Below are 13609 nucleotides of genomic sequence, written 5' to 3'. Positions count from 1 at the left end.
ATTCCCGCCATTGACCGGCCTTTGGGCCGCGAGGAGAATGGGCCACAGACCGGGCCGGTCTCGACCTGGACACAACACGAAGCTGGCACCATGGACATCACCCACCCGCTTCCGGCATCCGCACTGCGGTCGCTGTCGGCGTCACTGCACGGGCTGCTCTTCACCGCCGCCGACCCCGAATACGGCGAGGTCCGCACCGTCTGGAACGCCATGATCGACAGGCACCCCATGCTGGTGGTCGGCGCCGCCGACGTCGCGGACGTGTCTCTCGCGCTGGCCTTCTCCCGTGAGCACGGGTTGCCGTTGGCGATTCGTTCCGGCGGGCACAACGTGGCGGGGTTCGGCACCGTCGAGCACGGCCTGGTGCTCGATATGCGTGCCCTGAACACCGTGCACGTGGATGCCGCGGAGCAACGGGTGAGGGTCGGCGGAGGGGCACTGCTGGGTGAACTCGACCGCGCTACCAGCGCCCACGGGCTGGCGGTTCCCGTCGGGGTCGTCTCCAAGACCGGGGTGGCCGGACTGTGTCTGGGCGGTGGGTTCGGCTGGCTCACCCGACCCCTAGGACTGACCGTCGACAACCTCTTGGCGGCGGACCTTGTCACCCCCGAGGGCGAGTTGGTCCACACCGACGCCACCACCAACCCCGACCTGCTCTGGGGTCTTACCGGAGGCGGCGGAAACTTCGGGGTCGTCACCGAGTTCACGTTCAAGGCCCACCCGCTGCCGGAAACCCTCTATGCCGGGAACCTGATCTATCGACCAAAACAGTGGAAGCAAGCCTTGCGCGCCCTGCGCGACTGGGCCGCCGGGCTCCCGGACCAGATGACGGTCATCGTCACGGCCATGGTGCCGCCGCCCGAGTGGGAGCTGGGCAACAGCAGCGTGCTCATCGTCGGATTCCTCTGGGCGGATCCGGATCATGCGGCCGGAGCCACCTGCGTCGAGAAATTCCTCGCGGCTGCGCCCACCGAGGAACAGGACATCTCCCCCGTTTCATGGCCCGACTGGCAGTCCGTGGTGGACGAGATGTTCCCCAAGGGCGTTCGCGCCTACTGGAAGAACACGGCACTGGATGACCTCTCGGACGAGGCCATCAACGTATTCACCGCCCGGGCGCGGCAACTCGACTGGCCGGGCATGGGCTTCGACATCCACGTCATGGGTGGCGCCATGGGACGGGTTCGCCCTGAAGCTACGGCATTCGAGGACCGGAGCTCCCCCTTCTGGCTCAACATCTACGGGTTCTGGAACGGGAAGGAACGCGACGACCACCATGTGGCTTTCATCCGCGGCTTCCACCATGAAATGCAACCCTTCACGCACGGCGGGGAGTACGTGAATTTTTCCAGCAGCGATGAACACGTGCCCGGTGGCTTCGATGCCCTCGACCTCTACGGGGCCGAAAAGCTCGCCAAACTCACGGCGCTCAAACGCCGCTACGACCCGCACAACAGGCTTCGCCTGAACCACAACATCGTCCTGCCGAGCCCCGGCTAGCCGCACCTACCGGCAGCCGGTTGCCGCATTCCGGTGCAGACGGCAGCGAGGTCCCTGCACCGGAACTAGACTTGGCCGGGTGATTCCCGAACAACCCAGCCACCGCGACCTCATGGACCTGGCCCTCGCCGAGGCCAAGGCGGCCTTGGCCACCGGCGACGTTCCCATCGGCGCGGTCGTCATCGGCCCCGATTCGACTGTGCTGGCCACCGGCCGTAACGAGCGCGAGGCGCACGGGGATCCCACGGCCCATGCCGAGATCGTGGCCATCCGCGCCGCGGCCCAGGCGTTGCGCGATGCCGGGCGCGGGGATGGGTGGCGGCTGGAGGACTGCACCCTGGTGGTCACCCTCGAGCCCTGCGCCATGTGCGCCGGGGCCATCGTTCTTTCGCGCATCCCGAAGGTCGTCTTCGGTGCCTGGGACGAGAAGGCCGGCGCCGTCGGATCGGTGTTCGACATCCTGCGCGAGCCGCGGCTGAACCACTGGGTCGAGGTCTACCCCGGGGTGCGGGAGGCCGAATGCGCAGCCCTGCTCACCGATTTCTTCCGCGCCCGGCGCCTGGACTAAGCCAGGGCCCGCTATTTCTTTCGCAACGCATCGAGCCTGGCAATGTTCTTCGCCCGCGACTTCGGGGAATCCAGGCTAAATGACCTGAAATCCCCCAGGTCCGCGGTGATCCATTCTTCGACCTGCGAAATGCGCGAGCGCACGCCGGCGCTTGCGGGCTCGAACGTCCACCACGCAATCCGAGTGCCTTCCGGGTCGTACTGCCACAATCCGATGATCCGGCCGCGGTCCACGATCGGGTGATCCGAGAGATCGGCGGCCAACGCCGACCCGCTCAGCCCCTGCACTGCCTGGCACCCCGTTTCATCGATCAGGTCTGCCGCGTTCCGGCGCAGCAACACGAGCGAATCGGAGCCCGACAGCAGCTGGATGTCTTCGGCCGGCGGTACCTCAAATCCGGCGAGCCCGTCCACGTCTTCCGGCAGCATCCACAGCACGTCGCCGGCCGCGGTGGCGACTTCCACGGCCCCGGTGGCCGCAAGCGCCTTCTTGGCCTGGGCCACGGTGAAAGCGGTGAACCAGCGGATCTGTCCCAGCGTGGCCCCACCCGTCCAGCCCAAGAACCCCTCGAGCATCCGCGCCCTGACCGCTTCGTCGGATTCGCCGCTGGCAGGAAGTTCCCAGGCCACGTAGGAGTAGCGCTGCTGGTCCAGCCGCCCGTTCACCGGCACGCGCCGGATCCGTCCGTCGGTCTGCAGGAGCCCGAGAGCCGCGGGCAGCGTGGTGCTGGCGCCCTTCTTCTTGCCTTCCTCGCCCATGCTGCGGACCTTGTCGCCCAGGATCTCCTTCAGCCCGCGGGGGTCCAGGGCCTCAACGGCGGTGTCCCGAGCCCGGAGCAGGACCTGCAGCACATCCTCGGCCAGCTGCTCGACTTCTTCCCGCTCCACCCCCAGTCGCACCAACACCTTTACCGCGGCCTCCGCCGAGGCGTGCCCGATTTGCAGACCCCAGGCATAGTCCTTGGCGGGCAGGACGTAGGTGCAGCCCCGCGCGGTGGGCAGTTCATGGATGTGCTGCGCGGCGAGCGCCGCGTCGGCCTCGGGGCGGCGGATCCCTGCACGCGCAAAGAGCGTCAGGTAGGTGTTGGCGCCTCCGATCGACCGAGCCCAGCCCACGCGGTCCAGCACGGTCGCGGAATCGCATCCCGCCAGCGCACCGTCCAGTCCCTGGCGGTGCCACGACCAGGCGCGCAGCACCTGCAGGGTCAGCTTCTCCTGGGGAATTTGCGGCGTTTCGCTCTTCGTCGTCATGGCTACATTCTGCCCCGAAAGATGACTCGTTTTTGTTGTGGGCCATTTACCCGGTAGAGTGTTCTGGTCTGGTGACGTGTCCGAGCGGCCGAAGGTGCAACACTCGAAATGTTGTGTACGGTAACCCCGTACCGAGGGTTCAAATCCCTCCGTCACCGCCAGAAAAAGGCCCCGATTCCCCTCTAAACAAGGGATTCGGGGCCTTTTGCTTTGCCCGGAAATTGACCTCACAGCAACGCAACGCCAACAAAATTCTCGCAAGATTCCTCGTTTGGCGACGCCGGGGGGGCAACGCTCACAGTTCTTGTCGGCGGCGCCGACCATTAAGGGCGAGGCCGCATGAGAGGCGGGTTGAGCACCGCCCGGACTGGTTCTCCCGCCGCGGAACGGGCCGCCGGCGCGAGCCGGAAAAGCGCCGCAGGGCGACCGGCGTCGCCCGCGGTCATTCGGCCGGTGTCCTCGAGGAAACCGGGGTTTCCCGTGGCCTTGCGGTGGAAGTTCCGGGGATCCAGGCGGGTGCCCCACACCGCCTCATACACGGCGCGGAGCTGGGCGATGGTGAACTCCTCCCCGCAGAACGCCGCCCCCAGCGGCGAGTACTCGAGCTTTGACCGCGCCCGCTCCACGGCATCGGCCAGGATGCGCCCGTGGTCGAAGGCAAGTTCGGTTTCCCCCTCCAGAACGTGGCTGACCGGATACCAAGCGGCGTGCTCGGCGTCGCTTCCGGCGGACAATACGGGAAAGTTGGGCGCCAGCATCAGGTGGGCCACGGTGAGCACATCCCCGCGCGGGTCACGCCCCTTCGGCCCATAGCTCTGCAGCTGCTCCAGGTGCCCCGGGACCTGCTCGACCCCGGCCTCCTCCGCCAGCTCGCGGATCGCAGCCTCCCCCAGGCCCTCTCCGGCAAGCACGAACCCTCCCGGCAGCGCGAGCTTGCCGCGGAACGGCTCGATGAGGCGGGTGATCAGCAGGACGTTCAGGGCATCGTCGCGGACGGTGAGGGCGACGATGTCCACCGTCACCGGGAAGCGCGTGGGCTCCGGATGGGATTGAGGCATGCACCCATCATAAATACTTATCGTCATGTTGACAATAATTCAGTAAGCACCCTACGCTCGTCTTATCGTCAAAGTGACGACAAAAGTGAAGTTTGAGGAGAACCCCCGCCATGGCCACCATCAAGCGCTACCCCTGGATCAGCCACTTCCTGGGCAGCCCCACCGGTTACGTTGTCCACCTGCAAAAGGGCGCCGTCAGGCACCAGGGTGTGGGCCAGGCGTTTTGGTTCCGGCCGGCGTCATCCGTACTCAGCGAGGTTCCCGTCGACGACCAGGAACTACCCACGCTCTTCCACGCCATCACCCGCGACCACCAGGACGTCAGCGTCCAGGCCAACGTCACCTACCGCTTCGTGGACCCGGTGTCCGTGGCCAGCCGGCTCGACTTCGCCCTCCAGCAGGCGGGCCCGGCAACCTCCGGCGGCAAGGAGCAGGTGACCACCATCATCGGCCAGCTCTGCCAGAGCCACGCGATCGACCACATCGCCACCACCACGCTCGCCCAGTCGCTGGAACACGGCGTCAGCGAGCTTCGCAACCTCCTCACCGAGGCCCTGAGCGCCGATACCCGGCTGGTGTCCACCGGTATCGAGATCCTCGGCGTACAGGTCCTCGCCGTCCGGCCGGAGTCCGAGGTCGAACGGGCGCTTCAGACACCGGTCCGCGAACAACTGCAGGCCGAGGCCGACCGTGCCGTGTACGAACGCCGGGCAGTTGCGGTCGAACGCGAACGGACCATCTCGGAGAACGAGATGGCCAGCCAGATCGAACTGGCCTCCCGGCGCGAACACCTCGTGGCCCAAGAGGGTGCCAACGCCAGGCGCGAAGCCGAGGAACAGGCCGCCGCCGGCCTGATCCAGGCCAATGCGGAAGCCGAACGCCGGGGCATCGGCGCCACCGCCGAGGCCAACCGGATCCGTTTGGTGGGCGAGGCGGAAGCAGCACGGGAAGCCGCCGCCATGGAGGCCTACCGGGGCATGGACCAGGCCACCCTGCTGGCTCTGGCGGTCCGCGAGGCCGCCGGCTCGCTGCCGAACATCGGTAACCTGACCGTCACCCCGGACCTGCTCAGCGGGGCACTGGCCGGGTTGATTCGGGAGCCGGGCGCCGCGGCCACCGGCGGAAAGTAGTCCCGGCCATGGCAACACCTCGCCTCGTCATCGTCCATCGGCGCACCGAGCTGGCGGAATTGCTGGACCGGCACGCCACGCTCGGCCAGACCGAATTCTTTCTTGGCACCCGGGGCCGAACCCTTGCCGCTGTCCAGGCGCGCCACGAGTTGCTCGGCGCGGCGCTGGCAACCATCCGCGCCGCGGCGCCGCCCGACTGGCGCCGCGCCGAGGTGGAACGCGCAGACCTGGGCAGGTTTCTGTTCACCGCCGAGGACGTCATCGCCGTCGTGGGCCAGGACGGACTCGTGGCCAATGTGGCCAAGTACCTCACCGGACAGCCCGTCATCGGGATCGACCCGGAACCGGGAATGAATCCGGGCGTTCTGGTCCGGCACACCACCGCGGATGCCGTACGGCTGCTGCAGAACGCCGCCCCTGACGGGGACAGGATTGCGCTGCGCTGCCGGGAACTTGCCATGGTGACGGCGCGGCTCGACGACGGTCAGGAACTGTCGGGGCTCAACGAGATTTTCATCGGGCACCCTTCCCACCAGTCTGCCCGTTACCAGCTCACGACTCCGGACGGACGGACCGAAAGGCACTCTTCGTCCGGGCTCATCGTCTCCACCGGAACGGGCGCCACCGGATGGTGCGCCTCCATAGCCCTCGAACGCGGAGGTCGGCCACTGCCGGCCCCGACGGACCCCCGACTGGCCTGGTTTGTCCGCGAAGCGTGGCCCTCCCCCATCACGGGGACGTCCCTGACGGAAGGCGTGCTTGAAGCAAACGAACCGCTGCGCCTCACCGTGGCGTCGGACCAACTAGTGGTGTTTGGCGACGGCATGGAGCAGGACCGCCTCACCGCCTCGTGGGGACAGGAAGTCAGCATCCAGCTCGGCGTTCGGCCACTCCGGCTCGCATAGGTGCGGAGTGACTGGAAGGGGCAACCTAGGCTCTGCGGCCGTTGGCCAGCCACTGCTCAAAGGTCGTTGGATCAGTACGGACGGCGTTGGCGGGGAGCAGCCCGCCGTTCAACGCCTTCATTCCCGGCACCGGGACGCCAATGACGCGGGGATGCGGCCCACGGTGGTTCGCGGCGGCGTTGCTCCTGGCAACAAGGCGCGCCAGCCGGGCCATGTTGCGGGGTTCGGGACCTGCAAGTTCAACTCCAGCCGGAGCGTCCGACCCCGCCTCGGCCATGGAAACAACCAATTGCGCCACCGCATCGGCCGCGACCGGCTGGCAATGCATATGCGGCACCACCGCCACAGGCCCGATTTTCATCTGGTCCAGCAAGGTCTCGGCCAGCTCGAACCACTGGGTGGAACGAACAATGGTCGTGGGGATCTTGGCGTTTTGGTAGCGGGCCTCCTGCGCGGCCTTGCCCCGGTAGTAGCCCATGCGCCGGTTGACCTCCGGATTGCGGGCATTGATGATCGAGATGCACACCAGGTGCTTGACGCCTTCCTGCTCCGCGGAGCGAATGATGTTCTTGGCCGTGGTTTCATGGAAATCTATGCAGGCTCGCGCGTTGACCGATGTCATGTTCAGGCAGTCCACCACGGTATCGGCACCGCGCAGCGCCACCGCCAAGCCAAATCCCGTGTAGGCGTCAACGCCCGATGAACGGCTCGCAACCACCACGTCGTGGCCGGCCTCCTGCAACAGGCCGACGACCCGCTTGCCCATGTTTCCGCTGCCGCCGAGAACACTCACCCTCATGCATGTCAGCCTACGCCCGTTGGCGGCGTTGGTTCGAGGGAAGAGCGTGCCCCAAAAACCATCGGGTGCCGCAGGGGCAAGTCACTGGAACCTAGAGCTGCAGCCACCTGACCCTGCGCCGGTTCCTGAGCAGCACGAAGTGATGCAGGAGGATGACGACAGCAGCCCATGCGCCGCCGATGAGCAATCCACCCAGGACATCGGTCAGCCAGTGGTGCCCCAAGTAGATCCGGCTCCATCCCACGCCAAGCACAAAGCACGCCAAGGTGCACAGGACCAGGACTCGCGCCCAGAGGGTGCGAAAAATGAGGATCGACAGGTATCCGACAACCCCCAGGATCGCCATGGAATTCAGTGCGTGGCCGCTGGGGAAGGCAAAGGACGCGGGGAGCGGGGCAAGAACGCTGTCCAGTGAAGGCCGCGCCCGGCCCAGGGTGGCCTTGAGCACGACCGTCAATGCCACGGAACCCGCGGCCGTCACGGCGATGAGCACTCCCGGCCACACGCCACGGGTGCGCCATGAGAACAGAACTGCAATGCACAACGCCAGAATGGTCATGGCAGGGGTGTCCCCCAGGATGGTGAAGAACCAGGCCGCGTCCGTCGTGGCCGCATTCCGGTTCGACACCATCCATTCCAGGACCGGGATGTCCCAGACACTGGGAACCCCGCCGGCGCGCGCCGAAACCCAGATGCGGCGTGCCACGGCAAAAAGCCCCAGCAAAATGGCGAGGGAAAAAACCAGGATCGACCCGGCATGGCTGCGGTTCTTCCCGGTCCGGCGCGGTGAATTCATGAAATCCAGCCTAACGTCCGTGCCTTGGCACGGCCCGAAGCGGCAGCCCTCCTCCCCGCGTGCCGGAGGCTTGGACCGGCATGCGGGAAGATGGAAGCATGACAATTCGCGTGCTGGCCATCGGCAAGAAACATGAATCCTGGGTGACCGAGGGCATCGAACGCTACGAAAAACGCATGAAGAAGCCCTTCGACCTCAAGTGGCAGCTGCTCCCCCACTCGGCACGCGAGGGGGATTCGGCCCGCGCCGAGGAATCCGAGCGAATCCTGGCGAAGGTCGATTCCCGGGATTTCCTGGTGCTGCTGGATGAGCGGGGCAAGAACATCGATTCCCCGACCCTGGCCAAGACCCTGCAGCGACCCTTCGACACTTCGCGGAACATCACCGTGGTGATCGGCGGCGCCTACGGGGTCGACGAATCGGTCCATTCCCGCGCCGACTTCGTCTGGAGCCTGTCAAAACTGGTCTTCCCGCACCAGCTGGTGCGGCTGATCCTCACCGAGCAGCTCTACCGAGCCCAGGAAATCTCCGGTGGCGGCAAGTACCACCACGTCTAGCCGGGGCCCCTGCGGTAATCCGTCCCCTAATTGACCCTGCGAGCGCTTAGGCTGGGGTCGATGGCTAAGAATGTTGAAGCGGCGCACGTCCTTGAGCGGTTCACCCCCGCGACGCGGGCCTGGTTCGAGGGAGCCTTCGCCGCGCCGACGCCCGCCCAGATCGGAGCGTGGGACGCCATCTCCACGGGCCGACATGCCTTGGTCGTTGCCCCCACGGGATCGGGCAAGACCCTGTCGGCGTTCCTGTGGGCCTTGGATTCCTTCGCCCGCACCGCCACGGAGATCACGGCCCCCGCACTTCCGGGACTGGAATCGGGGGCGTCCAAGGACAAAAAGGCCGAGACCACATCCGGCGGCACCAAGGTGCTCTACATTTCGCCGTTGAAGGCACTTGGCGTGGATGTGGAGCGCAACCTGCGCGCTCCGCTGGTGGGCATCAAGGCCACCGCCGCGCACCTGGGACTCGCGGTGCCCCAGGTGTCGGTCGGCGTGCGCTCCGGCGACACCCCGGCCAACGAACGCCGCAAGCTGGTGACCAACCCGCCCGACATCCTCATCACCACCCCCGAGTCGCTCTACCTGATGCTCACCTCCAGGGCCCGCGAATCCCTCACCGGCGTGCACACCGTGATCATCGATGAGGTCCACGCGGTGGCCGGCACCAAGCGCGGGGCCCACCTTGCGTTGTCCCTGGAGCGCCTCGATGCCCTGCTCCCTGCCCCCGCCCAACGCATCGGGCTCTCCGCCACCGTCGAACCGCGCGACGAGGTGGCCCGCTTCCTGGGCGGCACCGCCCCGGTGAGCATCATCGCCCCGCCGATCACCAAGACCTGGGAACTGAGCGTGCGGGTACCTGTCGAGGACATGACCGACCTGCCCGCCGCCGCGGCCGCCCACGACCTGGGACCCGGTTCCGGGCTGGCCCCGCAGGCCAGCATCTGGCCGCACGTCGAGGAACAGATCGTCGATTTGATCGAGGCGAACCGCTCCACCATCGTCTTTGCCAATTCGCGCAGGCTGGCCGAGCGGCTGACCGGGCGGCTGAACGAGATCCACGAATCCCGGGCGGCGGGGACGGACGCCGTCCCCGAAGCGACCTTCGCCTCCAACGGCATCGGTTCCACCGGAGCCGAGACGGGTGCAGGCACGCCCGCGGCGCGGGTCCAGCCGGGCACCGGAATGCCGGCTGCCATGATGGCCCAGGCCGGAACGACCGCCACCAGTGTCCCGGCGGGCGAGCGAGGGGCGGTGGCACCGTTGGCCCGCGCGCACCATGGCTCGGTGTCCAAGGAAACCCGGGCGAACATCGAGGACGATCTTAAGACCGGGGTGCTGCGGGCCGTGGTGGCCACCAGTTCCCTGGAACTGGGCATCGACATGGGCCTGGTTGACCTGGTGATCCAGGTCGAGTCGCCGCCTTCGGTGGCCTCGGGCCTGCAGCGCGTGGGCCGCGCCGGGCACCAGGTTGGCGAGACTTCCACAGGAACCTTCTTCCCGAAGCACCGGTCGGATTTGTTGAGCACCGCACTGACCGTCTCGCGCATGCGCGAGGGCAAGATCGAAAAGCTGCACATTCCCGCCAACCCGCTGGACGTGCTGGCGCAACAGACGCTGGCGGCGTGCGCGCTGGAGGACGTGGGTGTGGAGGCCTGGTTTGAGACGGTCCGCCGTTCGGCGCCCTATGCCTCGCTGCCGCGCGCCGCGTTCACCGCGACACTGGAAATGCTGGCGGGCAAGTATCCCTCGGACGAGTTCGCGCAACTGCGACCGCGCATCGTCTGGGACCGCGACGCCGGGGTGCTCACGGGCCGGCCGGGCGCGCAGCGACTGGCCGTCGTCAGCGGCGGCACGATCCCGGACCGCGGACTTTTCGGCGTGTATCTTGTCGGTTCCGAGGATTCCTCCAGCAAGGACGGTGCCAAGGGCGGGCGCCGGGTGGGCGAGCTCGACGAGGAAATGGTCTACGAGTCCCGCGTCACCGACGTGTTCGCGCTGGGGGCCACCAGCTGGCGGATCGAGGACATCACCCACGACCGGGTGCTGGTCTCCCCGGCCTTCGGACAGCCGGGAAAACTGCCGTTCTGGAAGGGCGACACCCAGGGCCGGCCGGTGGAACTCGGCGAGGCGCTGGGCAAGTTCACCTCCGAACTGGTCAACCTGCCCGCCGAAGCCTCGCGGGAGAAGCTGGCCGGCATCGGGCTCGATGCCTTTGCCGCCGGGAATCTCTTGAACTACCTGGGAGCCCAGGCGGAAGCCACCACGGTGGTCCCCAGCGACAAGACGCTGGTGGTCGAGCGGTTCGTGGACGAGCTCGGTGACTGGCGGGTCATCCTGCATTCGCCCTTCGGGCTGCCCGTGCATTCTCCCTGGGCGCTGGCCGTGGGGGCGCGGCTGCACGAACGCTACGGGCTGGACGGCTCCGCGATGGCAGCCGACGACGGGATCGTGCTGCGCGTCCCGGCGATGGACGACGAACCGCCGGGTGCCGAACTCTTCTTCTTTGAGTCCGACGAAATCGAGGACGTGGTCACCGCGCAGGTGGGCAACTCGGCGCTTTTCGCCTCCCGCTTCCGCGAATGCGCCTCCCGCGCCTTGCTGTTGCCGCGTACCAGCCCCGGCAAGCGCACCCCGCTGTGGCAGCAGCGCCAACGCAGCGCCCAGCTGCTGGACGTGGCGCGGAAGTACCCGGATTTCCCGATCATCCTGGAAACGGTTCGCGAATGCCTCAATGACGTCTACGATCTGCCCGCACTGAAGAACCTGCTTGCCGCGGTGGGTTCGCGCGGCATCGCGGTGCGCGAGGTGCAGACCCGCACACCCTCTCCCTTCGCCCAGTCGCTGCTCTTCGGCTACGTCGCCCAGTTCCTCTACGAGGGCGATTCGCCGCTGGCCGAGCGCCGCGCCGCGGCCCTGTCCCTTGACCCGGCGCTGCTGGGCGAGTTGCTGGGCCGCACCGAGTTGCGCGAGCTGCTCGACGCCAAGGTCATCGCCCGCACCCAGGGCGAGCTCCAGCGCACGGCAGAAAACCGCAAGTTGGCCGGGCTCGAGGGAGCGGCGGACCTGTTGCGGTTGCTCGGCCCGCTGGACGCCCAGGCCGTGGCGGACCGGCTGCGGCACGAGGACGAAGCCGCTTCCGCTGCCGACGCGGTGGAAGCCGCCGCCGGATACCTGGAGCAATTGGTCCGCTCCAACCGCGCCCTTGCGGTGCGTCTGGGCGGCAGGGAAGTGTTCGCCGCGATCGAGGATGCCCCGCGGCTGCGCGACGGGCTCGGGGTGCCGCTGCCGCATGGCGTGCCGCTGGCGTTCATCGACCCCGTGGCCGACCCGGTGGGCGACCTGGTCTCCCGCTTTGCCCGCACCCACGGGCCTTTCACCGCCGGGGACGTCGCGGCCGCACTGGGCCTGGGCGTCGCGGTGGTGGTTTCCGTGCTGGAGCGGCTGGTGTCGGATTCCCGGGTCATGGTCGGGGCGTTCCGGCCCGCCGAAATGCTCCTTGACTCCCCGGTGACCGGCGGCAGCGCCACCGAGTACTGCGATGCCGGGGTGCTGCGGATGATCCGCACCCGCTCGCTGGCCGCCCTGCGCGCGGAGGTCGAGCCCGTGGACCAGGAGACCTTCGCCAGGTTCCTGCCGGGCTGGCAGGGCATCGGCGCGGGACTGCGCGGCATCGACGGGGTGCTGGCGGTCATCGAGCAGCTGGCCGGGGTGCCGGTTCCGGCCTCCGCCCTGGAATCACACGTGCTGCCCGCCCGCGTCCGTGACTACCGGCCCGCAATGCTTGACGAACTCATGAGCGCCGGCGAGGTGCTGGTTTCCGGCGCCGGCGCGCTGGCCGGAACCGACGGCTGGATCGCCCTGCACACCGCCGAGAACGCGCCGCTGAGCCTGCCGTTGCCCGACACCTCGGCTCTGGGCCCGCTAGCCACCGAGCTGTTCTCGGTGCTGGGTTCCTCCGGCGCCTACTTCGTGCCGCAGCTGGCCCGGTTGCTGGCCGTCGCACCCCCGGACGGTTCCGGCACGGCGTCGGGAAGCGAACCGTCCTCCGCGGAAGTGCTCGAGGCCCTGTGGGAACTTTTCTGGGCCTCGGCCGTCGCTCCCGACACCCTGGCGCCGATCCGCCAGCTGGTCTCCGGTGGCAAGGCCGCGCACCGCGTGCCGGCACTGGCCCCGCGGGCGCGAACAGCCCGGCTGGGGCGCATGGCGATGCTGCGATCTTCCCGCACTGATGGAGCTGCCGATGTGACCGGTCGCCGCCAGCTCCCCGATTCGGCTTCCGGCCGCTGGGGCGCCCTGCCCGCCCCGGAAAAAGACACCACCATCCGCGCCCACGCAGCCGCCGAGTTCTTGCTCGAACGCTACGGGGTGGTGACCCGCGGCTCGGTCGCCGCCGAATCGGTGCCCGGCGGATTCGGACAGCTCTACCGGGTGCTGGGCCGGCTCGAGGAGGCCGGGCACACTCGCCGCGGCTACTTCGTGGAGCGGCTTGGCGCCGCCCAGTTCTCCACCTCCGCGACCATCGACAGGCTCCGTGCGCTGGTCCGCGAACCCGGACACGGGGCGCCTCCGGTGGCGCTGGCCCTGGCGGCCACCGACCCGGCCAACCCGTACGGGGCGGCATTGGGCTGGCCGGAGGCCGCCGGCGGGCACCGCCCCGGGCGCAAGGCCGGCGCGCTGGTGGTGCTGCTGGACGGCGCGCTGGCCCTGTACGTGGAGCGCGGAGGCAAGACGGTGCTGGGCTTCGGCGCCCTGTCCGGGGACCAGGATTCCGCCGCCGCGGATCCCGCGGTGCTTGATGCCATAGCGACCGAGTTGGTGGCTGTGCTGCGACGTGCAGCCATCGCCAAGCTGGGAATCGAGAAAATCAACGGGAAACCTGTTCTCGAAACGCCCGTCGGGACGGCCCTGCTGCGTGCCGGGTTCTATTCGAGTCCTAGTGGACTGCGTTTTAGGTCCTAGGTAATTTCGCGGTTTCCACCCGTGATTCACCGACACCGGCTAGGCTGGGTGGTCTAGGTCACTTGATACTTGAGGGCAAGTGCATCCTTT

The 13609-nt window shown here is 67.9% G+C and carries 10 protein-coding genes and 1 tRNA gene; 7 read left to right on the top strand and 4 right to left on the bottom strand.

Features of this window, described 5'->3' with window-relative positions:
- Positions 1-90 precede the first annotated feature (90 nt).
- Complete coding sequence (locus ABD687_RS16170; protein ID WP_310289653.1) at positions 91-1500, top strand: FAD-binding oxidoreductase; 1410 nt, start codon at positions 91-93, stop codon at positions 1498-1500.
- A gap of 79 nt (positions 1501-1579) precedes the next feature.
- The gene (gene tadA, locus ABD687_RS16165; RefSeq protein WP_310289655.1) at positions 1580-2068 is read left to right on the top strand and encodes a tRNA adenosine(34) deaminase TadA; all 489 of its coding nucleotides are present in this window, start codon (positions 1580-1582) and stop codon (positions 2066-2068) included.
- Between the two features lie 11 nt (positions 2069-2079).
- Here tadA and ABD687_RS16160 read toward each other — a convergent pair whose 3' ends face one another.
- On the bottom strand, positions 2080-3318 hold the full coding sequence (locus tag ABD687_RS16160; RefSeq protein ID WP_310289657.1) for a DNA glycosylase AlkZ-like family protein: 1239 nt from the start codon (positions 3316-3318) through the stop codon (positions 2080-2082).
- Positions 3319-3388: 70 nt separating this feature from the next.
- On the opposite strand from ABD687_RS16160, the gene ABD687_RS16155 reads away from it, so the two are divergent.
- A tRNA-Ser gene (locus ABD687_RS16155) sits at positions 3389-3479 on the top strand.
- A 162-nt stretch (positions 3480-3641) separates the two neighbouring features.
- Here ABD687_RS16155 and ABD687_RS16150 read toward each other — a convergent pair.
- Positions 3642-4376, bottom strand: a complete 735-nt coding sequence (locus ABD687_RS16150) for an NUDIX hydrolase (RefSeq protein ID WP_310289658.1) — start codon at positions 4374-4376, stop codon at positions 3642-3644.
- 110 nt (positions 4377-4486) lie between these two features.
- Here ABD687_RS16150 and ABD687_RS16145 point away from each other — a divergent pair, with 110 nt between their 5' ends.
- Both ABD687_RS16145 and ABD687_RS16140 read left to right on the top strand, forming a co-directional pair.
- A complete protein-coding gene (locus ABD687_RS16145; RefSeq protein WP_310289660.1) occupies positions 4487-5506 on the top strand; it encodes an SPFH domain-containing protein in 1020 nt (339 codons plus the stop codon).
- An 8-nt stretch (positions 5507-5514) separates the two neighbouring features.
- Entirely contained in the window at positions 5515-6411 is an 897-nt protein-coding gene (locus ABD687_RS16140) for a diacylglycerol kinase catalytic domain-containing protein (protein ID WP_310289662.1), read from the top strand.
- A gap of 25 nt (positions 6412-6436) precedes the next feature.
- On the opposite strand, the gene ABD687_RS16135 is transcribed toward ABD687_RS16140, so the two are convergent.
- Together ABD687_RS16135 and ABD687_RS16130 are read right to left on the bottom strand one after the other, a co-directional pair.
- A complete protein-coding gene (locus ABD687_RS16135) occupies positions 6437-7210 on the bottom strand; it encodes an SDR family oxidoreductase (protein WP_310289664.1) in 774 nt (257 codons plus the stop codon).
- Positions 7211-7301: 91 nt separating this feature from the next.
- Complete coding sequence (locus ABD687_RS16130; protein WP_310289666.1) at positions 7302-8006, bottom strand: phosphatase PAP2 family protein; 705 nt, start codon at positions 8004-8006, stop codon at positions 7302-7304.
- Between the two features lie 98 nt (positions 8007-8104).
- On the opposite strand from ABD687_RS16130, the gene ABD687_RS16125 reads away from it, so the two are divergent.
- Positions 8105-8563 carry a 23S rRNA (pseudouridine(1915)-N(3))-methyltransferase RlmH gene (locus tag ABD687_RS16125; RefSeq protein WP_264271157.1) on the top strand — a complete coding sequence of 153 codons (459 nt, stop codon included), beginning with the start codon at positions 8105-8107 and terminating at the stop codon, positions 8561-8563.
- Between the two features lie 60 nt (positions 8564-8623).
- A complete protein-coding gene (locus tag ABD687_RS16120; protein ID WP_310289668.1) occupies positions 8624-13519 on the top strand; it encodes an ATP-dependent helicase in 4896 nt (1631 codons plus the stop codon).
- The last annotated feature ends 90 nt before the right edge of the window (positions 13520-13609 follow it).

Source organism: Paeniglutamicibacter sulfureus (assembly GCF_039535115.1).
Taxonomy (GTDB): domain Bacteria; phylum Actinomycetota; class Actinomycetes; order Actinomycetales; family Micrococcaceae; genus Paeniglutamicibacter; species Paeniglutamicibacter sulfureus.
This window is presented reverse-complemented; position numbering and strand designations above follow the sequence as displayed.